This is a genomic window from Gluconobacter oxydans DSM 3504, from assembly GCF_000583855.1.
GTDB lineage: Bacteria > Pseudomonadota > Alphaproteobacteria > Acetobacterales > Acetobacteraceae > Gluconobacter > Gluconobacter oxydans.
Genome location: NZ_CP004373.1, coordinates 1936326 through 1953728 on the forward strand (window position 1 = coordinate 1936326; position 17403 = coordinate 1953728).

Below are 17403 nucleotides of genomic sequence, written 5' to 3' on the forward strand. Positions count from 1 at the left end.
TGTTCGGGCCAGGGAACGGGTTATAGAAAGCGGAACCGTTCTTCCGGAGTGCTGCCGTTTCATGGACAAGACCCTTCCGCCGATCCAGCGTTATTCCCTTGTGGCCAGGATGTTTCACTGGAGCATGGCGGCGATCATCATTCCGCTCTGGCTGCTCGGATTCTATGCAGGGCGGATCATGCCGCATGAGGCGACGTCGCAGAAGGCGCTCCTGCTGCTGATCCACAAGGAGATCGGACCGTTCATCATCGTCCTCACGGTCCTGCGGCTTGTCTGGCGGGCAACGCATCGTCCCCCCGCCATGTCATCGGAAATCCCTGAAGAGGAGCGTCTGGCGGTTCAGGTCGGGCATTTCGGATTGTATGCGATGATGCTGGTCGTGCCACTGACGGGATGGGTACGGAGTTCGGTTCATGGACTGCCGATCCCGATGATGTGGATCGTCAATCTGCCGCCCCTGGCGCATAAGGCACCGGTTTTCGTGCCGCTGGTGAATGTGCTGCACCAGTTCTCGTCATGGGTTCTGGGAATGCTGATCGCCGGGCATGTGATCGCCGCGCTGCTTCATCGCTATGGTCGCAAGGACAGCATCATGGACCGGATGCTCTGAATCCTGATCCATAGAGTGTGCCATTATTTGATGATGTTCTATTGTATTATGAAAATAAGCAGGTAAATTATATAAAAAGCATAAAATATTATTAGAAACAGAAAAATTACAAGAAACAATAGAATTATATTGGCAAATATACTTTTATATATGAAAATATTTCTATGATTTAATATAACATACACAAATAGAAGAACTGAAACCGCAGCCAGAACCGCCAACGAAAATTTCATCATCGGGTCTGACCTGATTTTGTTGAGTCATCGACAGATCTGATGGCTGCTCTGGCAGTCGGCATGTCGTTGTATGCTGATGGATCAGCAGTCTGCCGATCCATCAGAACCTTTCAGGATTAACGAGGGGCAGCGGGTTGCTGCACCGGGAAAGCCTCGGGCTTGAGATTTATGCGCGGGTGGTCAGCCATGTCCTTGCGAAGCCAGGCGATGGCGGCGTCGAGCTGCTGGTCCTGTCCGTTGAAGGTGGCGACCGGCATGTTCTCGACTTCGATGTCCGGAGAAACGCCCCTGTTCTCGACCAGCCAGTGTCCGTTCAGGTCGAAATACGGGTTTTCGGCCGTACGGGCATTGCCGTTGTCGATCAGACGATCCCCGTCAGACAGCCAGACACCGGCACCCGCCGTGCGTTCGCCGAGCAGCGGAGCGATGTGCAGAGACTTGATGCCCTGCGAGAAAGTCTCACCATCCGAATAGGTCATCTCATCGGACAGGACGATCAGGCGCCCCTGAAAGGATTGCTGCATGTCCACCGAAGGTGCATTGCCGTAGCGGCCCCAGAACATCCACGGGCGACGCATGAGCTGCGTCAGAACCCAGCTGTCGATATTGCCGCCCGTATTGCCACGGACGTCCACGATCAGGCCGTCCTTGTCGATATTGGCGTAGAACTCGCGGGCGAAGGCTTCCATGTCGTCCCCGACCATGGATTGCAGGTGCAGATAGCCGATGCGGCCGTGGCTGGCGCGATCGACGACATCCGCACGACCAACTTCCCAGTCCCGCGCACGCAGGTCACGTTCCTTCATATAAGGAACGGGGGTTACGATAACCTTGTGTTCCTTTCCGGCGCGCGAGAGCGTCAGGAGAACCTGCTTTCCGGCCTGATCGGCAAGCAGCGAGCCCAGATCGGGTTGTCCAGCCGTGGGCTGCCCGTTGACGGCGACGATCAGGTCTCCGTTACGGGCATCCACGCCCGGAGCCGCCAGCGGGGACTGCTGGTCCGGGAGGTCGCGGTCGCCCTGATAGATGTGATCGATGCGGAAGCCGCTGTCCTCATGCGTCAGATGCGCGCCAAGGCCCGCAATGAGGCTGGACGCGGGCTGATCGACGGTTGTGGGCGCGTGGAGCTGCGAGTGCATGGCCCCGATTTCCGCCACCATCTGGCCCAGCAGATCGTCGAGATCCGCGCGGTCCCCGAGACGATCCACGAAGGGCGCGAAATGGGCACGCACGGCTTTCCAGTCCACGCCGTGCAGGTCGCGGTCATAGTAATGGTCGCGGTGCAGACGCCAGGCATCCACGAATTCGTCCGACCACTCCTGTCCGGGGTCGATCCGCAGGCGCAGATGGTCGAGTTCGATCTTCTTGCCGGCCAGTTCCTTGGGCTGCTTTTCTCCCGCAGGCGTCAGGAGCAGATCGGGAGCGTTCTTGCCCTTACGGCTGAGGGTCAGCAGGGTCTTGCCGTCGGGCGTGATGTCGAAATCCGAGATCTTGGCGGCGTAGGTTTCGATCTTGTGTTCGTTATTGTCGATATGGATCGACTTCAGATCGCCCGGACCATCGCCGGAGCCGGAGCTGTCGATGGTGAACAGATACTCGTCAGACACGCCGAGACCACTATAGTCCCCGGCCGGGACGGGAGCCTGATACAGACGTGTCGCAAGACCGGCCCATTCGATGGCGGGGAGAGCCTTTTTCTTGTCTCCGTCCTTCTTCTTGTCATCTTTCTTGTCGGCATCGGGCTTTTTGTCCGCCGGGTCCAGCTCGGTGGCGGGCTGGAACGGGAAGCGTTCTCCGGCCTGAAGGGCGAGGGCGTAAATGCCGGTCCGCTTCGGGAAGGCCGGACCGATATTGCGGTCACCCCAGGGCGAACCATTGGACAGCGAGAAGGTGCGGTCCGAAAGGAACCACAGCCATTTCCCGTCCGGAGAGAAGCTGGGCGTATAGGATTCGTAGCGTCCGTCCGTGACCCAGTTCGTCTGGCCGGTAGCGGGAACATAGAGCGCGATCTGACGACGCAGATTCGCACCACGGGTACGCACGAAAGCCAGAACATGCCCGTCTGAGGACCATGACAGGGAGTCGAAGACGTTCGTGCCGTCCTGCGTGGCGTTATCGACGAGCTTGTCAGCCTTTGTGGAGAGGTCAGTCAGCCACAGCCGGCCCAGAAGATCGGTATGGGCTGCGTATTTTCCATCCGGTGAGAGCGAGAGGATCACGGGTTCGGTCGGGGAGGGCTGGGTGATGGCCTCGCCCTTGCCGCTGCCGTCTGCTGCAAAGCGCCACAGGGCGGAATCGCCGTTGATGTCACTGAAGGCGATGACGGATTTGCCGTCCGGCGTGATCTGGGCGAGGCGCAGGCGCACATTGTCAGGGGTGGCGAGGACGACGACGCGGCGGGGCGAAGCGCCTGCGACGACGACATGGCCGCGCATGGTGAAGGCCGCGGTCTCACCCTTAGGGGAGATGGCCGATGCGGTCAGGAAGCGCGTGGGCTTCTCCAGCCAGTACGGGCTGCGGGGCAGGTTGTCGGAGGTCAGCTCCACTTTGATGGGGGTGGTCTCGCCGCTCGCCAGATTGAAATCGAACAGGTCCGCGCCTTTGCGCATCACGATATGGTCGCCGGAAATGGAGGCTTCGAGGACGCTGTAATCCGTGAAATGGGTGAGCTGCTTGGCGTCCGAGCCGTCCGTGGCGAGGCTCCACAGATTGTAGCGGCCGTTCTCGTCCGAAATGACGATCAGCCGGTCACGCCAGGGCATCGGGCGGATGAGATTGGCGTCATGCGTGCCGATGCGCTCGGCTTCCTTGCCGTTCTGAAGATCGAAACGCCAGAGCTGGGACAGGGCGCCACCGCGATAGGCGCGCATGTGATCGCCGGTCGTAGCCAAGCCGAAGCGGACCGCATAGAGCCAGCGTCCGTCCGGGCTGAGGGCAGCATCATTGACGCCGGAGAGCGGGAAGACGTGCTTTGCGCTGGTCTTCGGATCAATGGCGGTGACGGTCTGGGTGTAATACGGCCCCGTGGCGGCGGGGGCGGCGTAGAGGATGCCGGCATGGGCGTCCCAGCCGATGATCTTCAGGCGGGCGACGTTCTCGAATGTCAGGCGCCGGGGCGTACCGCCGCTGCGGGGCATGACATAGATTTCGGTCGGGCCGTCGAAATTGGCGGCAAACGCGATCTGAGTGCCGTCCGGGGAAATGACAGGGTGCGGATCAATGGCGTTGGCCCCCTGCGGCACGGTCGTCAGGCGCTGGGCCTGCCCGCCAGCGAGCGGTACGCTCCAGACGGACTGCTCGGCATTGAACAGGACGGTCTGGCCGGAGATCGAGGGTTCACGCAGATAGCCCGGCTCGGCCTGAGCGACGCCGAGACCCAGCCCCATCAGGGCTGCGCAGGACAAAAGGGAGCTTCTGAGCGAAGGGCGTTTGGGCATGACGATGATCTCGATATGAAACGAATATGGTCCAGTCGTTTCACAAAGGCGTCATGTCGTCAAAGGCCTGCGGATGACAACCTGTTAAGGTATGACGCGTCTTTCAGCCCACGGCGGCTTTCAGGCCCTGTCCGGCGGCGAGGGGGCACAGCGGCAGGCACGCGAACAGGCAGGCTCCCAGCAGATCCAGACTGGCGGCAGGAGACGTCGCAAGCTGTCCGGCATAGGATGACGCCGCGCCGAAGATCAGCACAGGCGTTGCAAGCGGCAGGACCAGAAGTGGCAGCAGCACGCCACCCCGCCGCGCACCCAGGACGATCGAAGCCGCCATGCCGCCGAGGAGCGAGAGGGACATCGTGCCCATCGCAAGGCCGAGCAGCAGGAGCGGAAGTTCCGATCCTTTGACGCCGAGCATGATGCCGAGCGGGATACTGGCGATCAGCAGCGGCAGGCCGGTCGTTAGCCAGTGGGCCGCCATTTTGGCGAACGCCACGGCAGCCGGGGCCGGGCCGGTCAGCATCAGCAGGTCAAGGGAGCCATCTTCGAGTTCGGCTCCGAACAGCCGGTCCAGCGGGAGCAGGCAGGCGAGCAGGGCGCAGACCCAGATGATGCCTGGCCCCATGTGTCGCAGCAGGTCCGGCGAGGGGCCGAGCGCAAGCGGGAACAGGCTGCCGCATAAGATAAAGAACAGCAGAGAGGCCAGTGTGTCGGCACCGAAGCGGAACGCCAGACGGAGGTCACGGTCGATCAGGGCAAGAAAAGCGGTCATGACAGCCAGAAGGACTCTACATGTGCGAGCGAGGGCAACTCGTGCGAGCGGGTGTTGTCGAGGGGAAGCGGGACATGCGTCGTGACGATCATGGCACCACCCTTGGCGCGATGGGCTGCCATGACGGCACCGAGACGTTCGATACTGGCGACATCCAGCCCGACAGTCGGCTCGTCCAGCAGCCACAGTGGAGCCCCGGAAAGCATGACGCGGGCAAAAGCGGCGCGGCGCTTCTGTCCGGAGGACAGGAGGCGTGCTGGAAGGTCGGTCAGATGGGTGAGATCCAGCGCTTCAAGGGCATCGGGCAGACTGTTGGTGCCGAGCTTTTCAGCCAGGGCCAGGTTCTGCGCCAGCGTCAGTCCGGGCTTGAGCGCGTCCTGATGGCCGAGCCAGGCTAGGTTGCCATAACGGATGACTTCCCCTGAATCGGGGCGGCGCAGACCGGAAATCGTGCGCAGGAGGGTGGATTTTCCGGCGCCGTTCGGCCCCGTCAGGATCATGGCATCCCCGGCATCCAGCGTCAGGGAGACACCGTCGAGAACCAGCCGGTCCCCACGGAAGACCGTGACGTCCTCGACGTCGAGCAGGCGTCCGGGGACGGGGGGCGTAGGGAAGTCAGACGGGCTGGTCATCAAAGGGTCTCATGCGCGGGTTCGGCTCTGTCCCGGTGTGTGTCTTTCTGTTTTAGAGACCCTGCGGACGTGCTTCGCAAGGGCCGCGGGTGCGGTGCGGCGAATATGATGATCGTATGAATTGTGTCGCGCACTGTATTAAGGTCTCGATACACTGGCGCAGGTCCGTTATGAGGGCTGCGCGGTCATGTGATCGTGCATCTCTTTTTTCGAGGGTTTCCGGAACTGGCTGATCTGGTGCTGCAGGCGAGTGGTATCGCCAAGTCCTTTGGTGGGAACGAGGTTCTGAAGGGCCTGTCGCTCGACGTGGAGCGCGGCGAACTGATCTCGATGATCGGGCCTTCGGGATGTGGCAAGTCCACGTTCCTGCGCTGCCTGAATTTTCTGGAACATCCGGATGCGGGCTCTGTCCGGATCGAGGATGTGACAGTCGCGTGCACGGGCAAGCACTGGAGCCGCGCCAATGAGGCCGAGGCCCATAAGCTGCGCTCGCATGTCGGCATGGTGTTTCAGGCCTTCAACCTGTTTCCCCATCGCACGGTGCTGGACAACGTCATGATGGCGCCGATCCAGGTCAAGAAAATGTCGCGTGACGAGGCGCAGTCCATCGCCTGCGAACTTCTGGCGAAGGTCGGGCTTGCGGCCGTCAAGGACCGGTATCCGGACAGTCTTTCAGGCGGTCAGAAGCAGCGCGCGGCCATTGCGCGCGCTCTGGCGATGAAGCCGTCCGTGATGCTGTATGACGAACCGACATCCGCGCTCGACCCTGAGCTTTCCGAGGAAGTGCTGTCCGTCATGCGGGCGCTGGATGACGAGGGCATGACGCAGTTAGTCGTGACGCATGACATGCGTTTTGCGCGCGCGGCGTCGGACCGTGTTCTGTTTGTCGAAGGTGGGGAAATCGTCGAGAGCGGTGATCCGGACCTGATGTTCGCCAACCCCCAGGAGGGACGGACACGCCGGTTCCTGCGGACGCTGCTGTGATGAAAAAACTTTTCGCACTCCTGCTGGCGCTTGCCATCAGCCCCGTTTCCATCGCGCTGGCAGACGCGCCCGCTGCGTCGCAGGAGCTGCTCTGGGCATCGGATGGTGAGGCGAATGTGCCTTACGTCTTCCACGACCCCGCCCATGAATCCCAAATGACCGGCTTCGAGTACGAACTGGTCAACGAGATCGCCGCGCGGATGCACCGGAAGGCGAAGTTCATCCAGAATGACTGGGACGGGCTGATCCCCGGCCTGTCTCGCGGTCTGTACGGGATGGTGCTCGACGGCATCGAGATGACGCCGGAGCACAAGGCGGCTGTCCTGTTCTCGCGGCCCTATTATGTGACGAGCGAGCGCATCATCGTCCGGCACGACCAGAACGGTCTGGATACGATGGACGCCCTCAAGGGCCATACTATCGGGACGATCAAGGACACCACGGCGGAGCGGATGCTGCGCCGGCAGGGTGGCTCGAACGTGCGCTCCTATGAAGAAGAGACGAATGCGTTCTCGGATCTGCGGAATGGGCGTCTGGATGCGATCCTGCTCGATGCGCCGATTGCCCTTTATTATGGCAGTATCTCGCCGGATATGAAGCTCGTGGGCGAGCCGATCGGCAGCATGGAATACGGGATCGCCTTCTCGCCGGAGAACCGCGCGCTGCGCGATCAGGTGGATGCGGCACTGGGCGAGATCATCCAGGACGGAACGCTGCACCGCATTCTGGCGCGCTGGAACCTGTGGACGCCGCTGATGGCGAACTACACTGGGGATAACAGCCAGCCCGACATCGCGCCGACGGAATGGGACCATTACCGGCAGGCCATGGCGAACACGACCGGCAGCGGCTGGCATGTTCTGATCCGGCGCTATGTGAGTTTCCTGCCGCTGATCGGGCAGGCGGCGCTCATGACGTTGGCGGTTTCGGCGCTGGCCATGGTTCTGGCCGTGGCACTCGGGCTTCTGCTGGCGTTGTCCCGGCATTACGGTGCGGCTCCGCTGCGTTTTGTTGCGGGCGTGTATGTTGAGGTGGTGCGCGGAACGCCGCTGCTGATTCAGGTGCTGTTTATCTTCTATGGACTGCCGGCCTTTGGTATTCGCCTGTCGCCATTCATGGCCGGTGTGCTGTCGCTGGGCCTGAACTACGCGGCCTATGAGGCGGAAAACTACCGCGCCGGTCTGCTCTCCGTGCCGCGCGGGCAGATGGAAGCGGCGATTGCGCTGAACATGACGCACTGGCAGGCGCTGCGTCTCGTGATCGTGCCGCAGGCGTTCCGGACTGTCGTGCCGGTCATGACCAACGACTTCATTTCGCTGCTCAAGGACAGTTCGCTCGTCTCTGTCATTACGCTTACGGAACTGAGCCAGACCTATGTGCGGCTGTCGTCCACCTATTACGATTATTTCGGAACGGGGATCATGGTTGGTCTGGCCTATCTGCTGCTCGGGCTGCCGTTTGTGCGGCTAGCGCGGATGGCGGAGCGGCGGCTGGGCCGTGGGTTTTCAGGAACCGGGCACCACTGAATAGGGTGCCCGGTTCGTCCTGTGCGGCCCTGTTCAGGCCGGTCGTGGCGCGGACGGATCGTTGATGAGCGGCGGCACGAGCGTTCCTGTATCCAGCGTTCCGTCAAATCCCTGCCGCAGCACGCGGGACCAACCGATCATCCAGCGATCCAGAGCATCAATGAACTGGGCGGCGTCCGGGTTTTTGTGAACCGACGCCTTGTTCCAGTACTGCGGCGGCGCCAGAAGCTGGCGTGATCCATGTTCGATCGGGGCGACGAGCGTCTCTACCGTTTCGATATGAGCGGTGCCCTTGCCTGCGGCCGCGGCATAATACCAGCCGACATTGATCATCAGGCTCGGGATCGGGAAGCCCAGGGTGCGCATCCGCGAAAACGCTGCCGTGATGAACGGGTCCGTGCTGACGCTCTGGTTTTCGAGCACGGCATTGCTGGTATAGCTGCATTCCTGCGACACGCCGGCCTTGTCGGAAATATGGGCCGCATAGTCACGGTCGTCATGACATGGCGTTTCGAGCTGCTCTGCCAGATCGGCTGGAACGGGCTGCTGCGTGGCGCGGACCACGATGACGCCGGAGACAACGCCGCGATCAGTCCGGGCCAGAACCTGCTGGGACAGCTCACCATGCGCGCCGCTCCGGGCCGTCAGGATTGGATGCCAGTCACCCGCCGGAAGTGGGAGTGTGCGTCCGGCGATGGTGATGCTGCCATGCTGGGCAATGCCGGGATCGGGCACGCCGATCTGGTCTCCCAGACCCGGAGCGCCGCCGGACTGGCCGCCTTGTTGTCCATCCGGCTGTGATGCGCCGGACCCTGCATTATACGGTGTTGCCCCCGGCAGGTGCCCCGGAAGCCACGGCATGGCCTTTTTAAGCGCCGGGGTGGGATAGAAGGCGGCCATGCCGAGCGCGCCTACCGTTACGATCACGCTCGTGCGCCAGAGCGGCGCGCGTCGCCAGAGCCGTCCGAATGCCGTCATGGATCAGTGGCTCACCCGGCCAAGCTGGGTTTCGGTATCGCTGGCGATTTCGGTGACGACCGTGCCGTCCTCCTGCGTGACGAGACGGACGCGCTTGGCGCCCTGCTGACGGGCGACGATGAGGCTTTCGCTGACCATGTCCTCGATGGAGCGGACAAGGTCACGCGCGCTCGCGCCGGTGCCGAGGTTCTTCTGCTTGACCATGACCTGGAACAGCACTCCGGCATCGATGCCGCCGGTTTCGACATGCAGGCCGTAGCCTTCGATCATGGCCTCGATCTCGAGTGCCGCGACGCGGGCCAGATCCAGTCCGCGCAGGGCCCGGAAAATGAAAATACGGTCCAGACGGTTCAGCACCTCGGGGGCGAAGCCGGACTTGCGCAGGGCCTCCACCGACTCGGCGCGCATCTTCTCAGGTTCGTTGGCGAGGCGGTCGGCGATTTCGGTCAGGGCCTCGGTTGCAACGTTGGACGTCAGCATGAAGATCGCACGGGTCGTGGAGACCTGCTCACCCGTGGAGGCTTCCGTGACATGGCCGTCGTTCCAGGCCGTGAGGAACTTTTTGAAGACGTCCGGATGGGCCTTCTCGATCTCGTCGAGCAGCACCACGGCATCCGGATGATCCTTGAGGCCGCCGGTCAGCTTGCCGAAGGTGTCCGACCCCACATAGCCCTTGGGCGAGCCGAAAAGCTGGGTCGCGGCATGGGCGCTGGACATCTGCGTCATGTCGAAATGCAGCAGGGGGCGTTCCATCTGCTTGGCCATCTGCTTGGCCAGATAGGTCTTGCCGGTGCCCGGAGGGCCGGCGAGCAGAAAGATGCCGACGGGTTTGCCGCGGACCTGAAGGGCTAGGCGACGGCGCATCTGCTGGGCGATGTCTTCGCAGACCTGGTCCTGTCCGATGACACGGGCACGCAGCGAGGCGGCCAGTTCGTCGGCGTCGATGACGGTTTCGCGCTGTTCGCGGGCCATGAGCTCTTCAAGGGCTCCGCGGTTTGTCAGACGGCTGAGAACATCCATGATGAGACCTTTCCTGCGGCGCAGTCCGCGACGCGCCAGTTTTTCGGCTGACGTTTCATACGCCAGTCCCGTGACTGCCAGAAGGGCACTGATGCCTGCCAGCGGAAGATAGAAACGCCGTCCCCATTCGATGGCGGCCCACAGCCCGTTTAGCGACAGGTGTAGCATGACCGCGACCTGAATCACTGCCAGAATGAGGAAGGCCGCCATCATCAGCGGCATGGCCCGGTTGAGCATGGGAACGAGGGACTTGAACACCGGGGCGGTTCCTTACTGGACGATCACGTTGAGCAGGACGCGCTGGTCGAGCGTCATCAGGGCGGGCAGGGCTTCGGGACCGAGGGCTGTCAGCGCTCCGATGGTCAGGGCCGGAGCATGGGGCATGCTGACAGGTGCGATGAGGATCTGCCCGGCTTCGACAATGGGAATGACCAGATGCTGGAACTTGCCCGTCAGGACGACGCGCTGCGTCAGACCCGAGACCGTAACGTCAATGGTCTGGCCCACTGCGCCCGATGCATCTAGCACCGGCATTTCCACGAGCCGCATCTTGCCATCCTTCACCGCCGCGAGAATGCGCGCGCGGTCGGCAGGGCTGAAGCCGCTCTTTGCGAGGGCGGCCGGGGCCTTCGCGGGGGGAAGCATGGAAAGCTGGACCGCGGCGGTCTGGGCGGCCGGCACGGCTGGTGTGCTCTGGGACGGCGGTGCGACCGCAGGGACGGGGGGCGCGGCTGTATTATGCGTGTAGAAAAAGGCCCCGGCCCCGACCGTCAGGGCAGCGATCAGGCCGCCTCCGCCCCACAGCGCCCGGCTGCGGGATGCCGGTTCGGAGGGCAGCGGCTGGGCGCGCGGTTCTGGACGGGGCTCGTACTGGGAAGTCATTTCAGAACCATCTCACTCCCGACGGCGTTCGAAGACAAGGGCTTTCGAGATATGGGAATGTAAACAAATCTTTCGACTCGCCCAATGGATAAGAGGCTCAGGAACAACGGGATTTGCGTTCCTCTTGCGTCCTGCGGGGAGGTGACTTACATAAGGCACATTCCATTCATCTTCCGCTCATTTGGGGGGTGGCCCTGACGGGCCGCCTTTTTTGTCTTGTCTCAGCAGAACGCCTCTTCCGACATCGAACTGCCCCATCTCACGGGGCTGGAAGCCCGCATTGCGGAGCGGATCGCACCGACGCTGGCCGATCTGGGCTACGAGCTCGTGCGTCTGTCCGTGCTGGGACGCGACACCCCGACGATCCAGATCATGGCGGACCGTGCGAACGGCTCTCTGATCTCGGTGGAAGACTGCGAGCAGATCAGCCACGCTGCCGGCGCCATCCTGGACGTTGACGATCCGATTCCTGGTGCGTGGATGCTGGAAGTTTCGTCCGCAGGGATCGACCGTCCGCTGACACGCGCCAAGGACTGGGAGCGATTCGCCGGCCATCTGGCGAAGGCCGAGCTGGACGTACCGCTCAACGGCCGTCGCCGCTTCTCGGGCACCGTCATGGGCGCACGGGACGGCAATGCCATCATCCGTCTGGATGACGGGACCGAGGCTGTCCTGCCGCTGGTGGACATCCGCAAGGCCCGTCTGGTCCTGACCGATGCGCTGATCGAAGCGAGCGCTGCCCTTGCAGGGGTCAGCTCCGAAGGGGAAGATGGCGGGGAAGCGCGCCAGGCGCCCAAACTGAATCCGAAGAAGCCGGGGAAAAAGTGATGACCCGTCTCATGCTGGCTGGAGGTCCGATCTGATGGACACGTCTGTTACACGTCCCGAACTGCTGCTGGTTGCCGATGCAGTATCCCGCGAGAAGAACATCGACCGCGAGGAAGTGCTCGAAGCCATGGAGCAGGCCATCCAGAAGGCTGGCCGCGCGAAGTACGGGCATGAAAAGGACATCCGCGCGACGATCGACCGCAAGACGGGCGAAGTCCGCCTGAGCCGCTGGACCGAAGCGGTCGAGCATGTGGAGAACGAGGACACCCAGATCCCGCTGCACATCGCCCGCAAGTTCCAGCCGGAAATCCAGGCCGGCGAGCATCTGGTCGATCCGCTGCCCCCGATCGATTTCGGTCGTATCGCAGCGCAGACGGCCAAGCAGGTCATCGTGCAGCGCGTGCGCGAATACGAGCGCAAGCGCCAGTATAACGAGTTCAAGGACCGCGTGGGCGAGATCGTCAACGGCACCGTCAAGCGGACCGAGTATGGCAATCTCATGGTCGAGATCGGCCATACGGAAGCCCTGCTGCGTCGCGACGAGCTGATTCCCCGCGAATCCTTCCGCAATTCCGACCGCGTCCGCGCTTACATCTATGATGTGCGTGACGAGCCGCGCGGCCCGCAGATCTTCCTGTCCCGCACGCATCCGGCCTTCCTGGCCAAGCTGTTTGCACAGGAAGTTCCGGAAATCTACGACGGCATCATCGAGATCAAGGCCGTGTCCCGTGATCCGGGATCGCGCGCCAAGATGGCCGTGATTTCCCGCGATGCGGCAATCGACCCGGTCGGTGCCTGCGTCGGTATGCGCGGTTCCCGCGTTCAGGCCGTCGTGGCCGAACTGCAGGGCGAGAAGATCGACATCATCCCCTGGAGCCCGCAGGCTGCGACGTTCGTCGTCAATGCGCTGGCCCCGGCTGAAGTCAGCAAGGTGGTGATGGATGAGGAAGCAGGCCGCGTCGAAGTTGTGGTGCCGGACGAGCAGCTTTCGCTCGCCATCGGCCGCCGTGGCCAGAACGTGCGTCTGGCCAGCCAGCTGACGCGCTGGGACATCGACATTCTGACGGAGGCCGAGGAATCGGAGCGTCGTCAGGAAGAGTTCCGCAAGCGCTCCTCGCAGTTCGTCGAGGCGCTGGACGTCGATGACGTGATCGCGGGCCTGCTGGTGACGGAAGGCTTCCACACGATCGAGGAACTGGCCTACACCGATCCGGGCGAGCTGAACGATATCGAAGGTTTTGACGAGAGCGTGGCTGAAGAGCTGATGCATCGCGCCAACGACTATCTGGCCAGCAAGGAACAGGCCCTGGACGACCAGCGCAAGGCGCTGGGTGTCACGGATGACGTGGCCGAGCTGGGAACATTTACGAACCAGATGCTGGTGACGCTGGGCGAGAAGGGCGTGAAAACGCTCGACGATCTTGCTGATCTGGCAGGCGACGAGCTGGTGGAGATCCTCGGTGAGGAGGCCATCGACGAAGATGCCGCCAACGAGATCATCATGGCAGCGCGTGCGCACTGGTTCGATGGTGAAGAAGCCGACTCGGCAAAGCCCGAAAACGGTGACGGGGAGTCGACCAACGTCTGATATTTCTGATACTGATAATGGTCCCGTTCGTGGCGCTCTAGGGCGTCGCGGCTCGGAGCGGCGATGCATCGTGACACGAGAGCAGAAGCCGCCTGAAGGCATGATCCGTTTCGTGGTCAGCCCGGATAACCGGGTTGTTCCCGACCTCGCCGGAAAACTTCCGGGTCGGGGAATGTGGTTGAGTGCCAGCCGGGATGTGTTAGATAGCGCCCGCACACGACAGGCTTTTGCCAGAGCGGCCAAAGCCCAGGTGATCGTACCGGACGGCCTGGCCGATCTGGTCGAGGCCGCGCTGGTGCAGCGGATGCTGGACGCAGTCAGCTTGGCTCGCAGGGCGGGTCAGACGGTCTGCGGGTTTCAGAAATGCCGGGAGTGGCTCACTTCAGGCAGGGTAGGGGTGGTGATCCGTTCGGAAAGTGCAAGCCCGGACGAGTTCTCCAGACTGGTGTCGGGCCGGCGTTCTCTGCCGGTGGTGACAGTTCCCGATCGGGTCCTGGAATCGGCGTTCAGCCGGGACCGGGCGGTCTATGCGGTGATGGCGCCAGGAGCGCTGGCACAGCGCCTGATCGCCGAACATGAGAGATTTTCGGGAGTGGCAGGACGTCCGCTCCCAGACCCCGCAGGGGTCAGTAAGGAACAGGCGGAACTATGAGCGACGGCAACGAGCGCAACCAGGACGGAAACAACACCCCATCACAGGGCGGCGAACAGACCAGAAGCAGCCGCCTGTCGCTTCGCCCTGCTGGACGCCAGGAGGTCGGGCGTACTGTGGATGCCGGCTCCGTGCGTCAGAGCTTCAGCCATGGCCGTTCCAAGGTCGTGCAGGTTGAGGTCCGCAAGCCCAAGCGCAATGCGGCTGGCCCGGGTGCCGGTGCGGCGGCCCGTGGTGGCCGTGCGGGTGGTCGTGCCCTGACGGCAGCCGAGCTGGCAGCCCGCCAGCGCGCCCTCGAGCTGCAGCGCAAGGCTGCGGCCGAAGAGGCTGCACGGCGTGAGGAAGAAAAGATCCAGATCATGTCTGCCGCCGAGGCCGCGCGTCGCGCCGCCGAGGAAGAGCGTCTGATCAGCGAACAGAAGGCTGCGGAAATCGCGGCTCTGAAGGAAAGCGAACAGCAGGCTGCCCGCGAACAGGCTGCGGCTGAAGCTGCGGCACGTGCTGCCGAGCAGGCCGCTGCCGAAGCAGCCGCCCGTGAAGCCGAGGAAGCCGCACGTTCGGCTCCGCTCGATCCGCGCAGCCATTCGACCGGCGGCGTGCAGCTTGCCGCTCCGGTCCAGCGTCTGCGTCCGCTCGCCGAGCGTGCCATCATGCCGCCGCGTCCGGTCCAGCCGTCCCGTCCGGCAGCCGCTGCGCCGGCCCGTAACAACGAGACGCTGCATCTGCGTTCCGGCGCTGCCGCCGGTGGTGACGACGAGCGTCGTCCCGCACCGCGTCGCAGCGGTCCTGGTGCTCCGCCAGCTCCGCCGCGTCGTCCGTCCGCTCCGTCCCGCAAGGGTGGCGGCAGCGATCGCCGTTCGGGTCGCATCGACGTCCGCGCCGCGATCGAAGGTGATGACGACAAGACGCGTTCGCTGGCTTCGGTCCGTCGCCAGCGTGACCGCGAGCGTCGTCAGGCCGAGCTGGAGCGTCTGCGCTCCGATCAGGTCCGCGTCGTCCGTGACGTCATTGTTCCGGAGACCATCACGGTCGCCGAGCTGGCCAACCGTATGGCGGCCCGTCAGGGTGAAGTCATCAAGGCGCTCATGAAGATGGGCGTCATGGCGACGGCCGCGCAGAGCATCGACGGCGATACCGCCGAACTCGTGGTCGAGGAATTCGGCCACCGCATCAAGCGCGTTTCCGAAAGCGATGTTGAAATCGGTATCGAGGGTGTTGAAGACAACGCTGACGATCTGAAGCCCCGTGCTCCGGTCGTCACGGTCATGGGTCATGTCGATCACGGCAAGACCTCCCTGCTCGATGCGCTGCGCACCACGGATGTGGCTGCAAGTGAAGCCGGTGGCATCACGCAGCATATCGGCGCGTATCAGATCACGGCGCCGTCCGGGAAGAAGATCACCTTCATCGATACGCCGGGTCATGAGGCCTTCACCTCCATGCGTGCCCGCGGTGCATCCGTGACGGATATCGTGGTGCTGGTAGTGGCTGCGGATGACGGTGTGATGCCGCAGACGATCGAAGCCATCAAGCACGCCAAGGCGGCCAATGCTCCGATCATCGTGGCGATCAACAAGATCGACAAGCCGGGTGCCAATCCGAACCGCGTGCGTCAGGAACTGCTGAACCACGAGATCGTGGTCGAGGAAATGGGTGGCGACACCCAGGACGTCGAGGTTTCGGCTCTGAAGCGGATCGGTCTGGATAAGCTCGAAGAGTGCATCCTGCTCCAGTCCGAAATGCTGGATCTGAAGGCCAATCCGGATCGCGTGGCCGAAGGTGTGGTGATCGAAAGCCGTCTGGATCGTGGACGTGGCCCTGTTGCCGCCGTTCTCGTCCAGAAGGGCACGCTGCGCCGGGGTGACATCGTGGTGGCCGGTGCCGAATGGGGCCGTGTCCGTGCGGTGCTCGATGACCGTGGCCGTCAGGTCAAGGAAGCCGGTCCGTCCATGCCGGTCGAAGTGCTCGGCCTGACGGGGGTGCCGGGTGCGGGTGAGCCGTTCGTCGTTGTCGAAAACGATGCGCGGGCCCGTGAGATCAGCGAGTTCCGTCAGCGGAAGATCAAGGAGAAGGAAGCGGCGTCGCAGGTTGCGGCCCGTGGAACGCTCGATCAGATGCTGGCCCGGATCCAGGCCGGTGTGCAGAAGGAAGTTGCCCTTCTCATCAAGGCTGACGTGCAGGGTTCGGCGGAAGCCATTTCCACGACCGTGCAGAAGCTGGCCCATGAAGAAGTGGCTGTCCGCGTCCTGAACGCCAGTGTCGGTCAGATCACGGAAAGCGACATCCAGCTTGCCAAGGCTTCCGACGCCATCATCGTAGCCTTCAATGTCCGTGCAACCACGCAGGCCCGTGAACTGGCCCAGCGCGAGGGTGTGGACATCCGCTACTACTCGATCATCTACCAGGTGGCGGATGACGTGGAGCAGCTGGTCAAGGGCAAGGTTGCGCCGAAGCATCGCGAGAAGTTCCTCGGCTACGCAGAGGTCCGTCAGGTGTTCAACATCACCAAGACCGGCAAGGTCGCGGGTTGCTATGTCACCGAAGGTCTCGTCAAGCGCGGCTGTGGCGTGCGTCTGCTGCGTGACAACGTGGTCATTCATGAAGGCGAGCTGAGCCAGCTCAAGCGCTTCAAGGATGACGTCAAGGAAGTGGCACGCGGTTATGAGTGTGGTCTGTCTTTCGCAGGTTATAACGACCTGCGCGAAGGCGACATGGTCGAGTGCTATGAAATGGAAGTGATCCCGGCTTGAGCTCCCGTTCCAGACATGACGTGAAAGGTCCCGCGGGCGTCTCCGCTCACGGGCCCAGCACCCGCCAGCTCCGGGTGGCCGAAGAGGTCCGTCGGGTTCTGGCGGAGCTGTTCGCCCGGACCGAATTCCGCGATCCGGAACTCCTGGATGTGCGGATTACGGTGACGGAAGTCCGCATCTCCCCCGATTTCAGACATGCCACGGCTTTCGTGACGCGTCTGGGACGGAGCGATGTGGAAGTTCTCCTGCCCGCCCTAAAGCGGGTGGCGCCTTTCCTGAGAACGGGGCTTTCCAAGGCTCTCAATCTCCGGACGGTGCCGGAGATCCACTTCCAGCCCGATACGGCGCTGGATAACGCCATGGAACTCGACGAGATCATGCGGTCTCCGGAAGTCCAGCGGGATCTGAACTCCAAGCCCGAGTGACTTTTTCAGAAAACGCCTCTCACCTTCGGTGAGGGGCGTTTTTGCATTCCGGCCCCCTGCTGGTCTATCAGCGGCCTTCAAAAGCA

14 protein-coding genes are annotated in these 17403 nt (G+C 62.8%); 8 read left to right on the top strand and 6 right to left on the bottom strand.

Features of this window, described 5'->3' with window-relative positions; translation table 11 throughout:
- The first annotated feature begins 61 nt into the window (after window positions 1-61).
- On the top strand, window positions 62-610 hold the full coding sequence (locus tag GLS_RS08535) for a cytochrome b (protein WP_041111906.1): 549 nt from the start codon (window positions 62-64) through the stop codon (window positions 608-610).
- A gap of 352 nt (window positions 611-962) precedes the next feature.
- Here GLS_RS08535 and GLS_RS08545 read toward each other — a convergent pair whose 3' ends face one another.
- The 3 genes from GLS_RS08545 to ccmA all read right to left on the bottom strand — a co-directional run bounded on the left by GLS_RS08545 (window position 963) and on the right by ccmA (window position 5684).
- Window positions 963-4283 carry a S41 family peptidase gene (locus tag GLS_RS08545; protein ID WP_041111908.1) on the bottom strand — a complete coding sequence of 1107 codons (3321 nt, stop codon included), beginning with the start codon at window positions 4281-4283 and terminating at the stop codon, window positions 963-965.
- A gap of 103 nt (window positions 4284-4386) precedes the next feature.
- Window positions 4387-5052: a heme exporter protein CcmB gene (gene ccmB / locus GLS_RS08550; RefSeq protein ID WP_011253095.1), complete on the bottom strand. Its 666-nt coding sequence runs from the start codon at window positions 5050-5052 to the stop codon at window positions 4387-4389.
- Window positions 5049-5684, bottom strand: a complete 636-nt coding sequence (ccmA, locus tag GLS_RS08555) for a heme ABC exporter ATP-binding protein CcmA (protein ID WP_052327539.1) — start codon at window positions 5682-5684, stop codon at window positions 5049-5051. Before ccmA ends, ccmB begins: the two co-directional genes overlap by 4 nt.
- Before the next feature lie 237 nt (window positions 5685-5921).
- Here ccmA and GLS_RS08560 point away from each other — a divergent pair, with 237 nt between their 5' ends.
- The gene (locus GLS_RS08560; protein WP_049750777.1) at window positions 5922-6668 is read left to right on the top strand and encodes an amino acid ABC transporter ATP-binding protein; all 747 of its coding nucleotides are present in this window, start codon (window positions 5922-5924) and stop codon (window positions 6666-6668) included.
- Window positions 6668-8194 carry an ABC transporter substrate-binding protein/permease gene (locus GLS_RS08565; RefSeq protein ID WP_041112803.1) on the top strand — a complete coding sequence of 509 codons (1527 nt, stop codon included), beginning with the start codon at window positions 6668-6670 and terminating at the stop codon, window positions 8192-8194. Before GLS_RS08560 ends, GLS_RS08565 begins: the two co-directional genes overlap by 1 nt.
- Window positions 8195-8227: 33 nt before the next feature.
- Here the strand turns inward: GLS_RS08565 and GLS_RS08570 are convergent, their stop codons facing one another.
- Genes GLS_RS08570 through GLS_RS08580 form a run of 3 tightly spaced genes read right to left on the bottom strand, consistent with a single transcriptional unit; the run spans window position 8228 to window position 11074 of the window.
- Window positions 8228-9172, bottom strand: coding sequence for a hypothetical protein (locus GLS_RS08570; RefSeq protein ID WP_041111909.1), 945 nt, complete (start codon window positions 9170-9172; stop codon window positions 8228-8230).
- Between the two features lie 3 nt (window positions 9173-9175).
- Window positions 9176-10429, bottom strand: coding sequence for an AAA family ATPase (locus tag GLS_RS08575; RefSeq protein ID WP_034954447.1), 1254 nt, complete (start codon window positions 10427-10429; stop codon window positions 9176-9178).
- 33 nt (window positions 10430-10462) lie between these two features.
- Entirely contained in the window at window positions 10463-11074 is a 612-nt protein-coding gene (locus GLS_RS08580; RefSeq protein WP_011253103.1) for a hypothetical protein, read from the bottom strand.
- Between the two features lie 216 nt (window positions 11075-11290).
- On the opposite strand from GLS_RS08580, the gene rimP reads away from it, so the two are divergent.
- The 5 genes from rimP to rbfA are packed head-to-tail and all read left to right on the top strand — an operon-like array spanning window position 11291 to window position 17317.
- A complete protein-coding gene (gene rimP / locus GLS_RS08585) occupies window positions 11291-11902 on the top strand; it encodes a ribosome maturation factor RimP (protein ID WP_011253104.1) in 612 nt (203 codons plus the stop codon).
- Window positions 11903-11936: 34 nt separating this feature from the next.
- Window positions 11937-13490 (top strand): transcription termination factor NusA, encoded by a 1554-nt coding sequence (nusA, locus tag GLS_RS08590; protein WP_041111910.1) that lies wholly within the window; start codon window positions 11937-11939, stop codon window positions 13488-13490.
- Window positions 13429-14142, top strand: coding sequence for an RNA-binding protein (locus GLS_RS08595; RefSeq protein ID WP_225197648.1), 714 nt, complete (start codon window positions 13429-13431; stop codon window positions 14140-14142). The genes nusA and GLS_RS08595 overlap by 62 nt, the downstream gene beginning before the upstream one ends.
- Window positions 14139-16892: a translation initiation factor IF-2 gene (gene infB, locus GLS_RS08600; protein ID WP_041111911.1), complete on the top strand. Its 2754-nt coding sequence runs from the start codon at window positions 14139-14141 to the stop codon at window positions 16890-16892. Before GLS_RS08595 ends, infB begins: the two co-directional genes overlap by 4 nt.
- The gene (gene rbfA, locus GLS_RS08605) at window positions 16889-17317 is read left to right on the top strand and encodes a 30S ribosome-binding factor RbfA (RefSeq protein WP_011253108.1); all 429 of its coding nucleotides are present in this window, start codon (window positions 16889-16891) and stop codon (window positions 17315-17317) included. Before infB ends, rbfA begins: the two co-directional genes overlap by 4 nt.
- Window positions 17318-17403 lie beyond the last annotated feature (86 nt).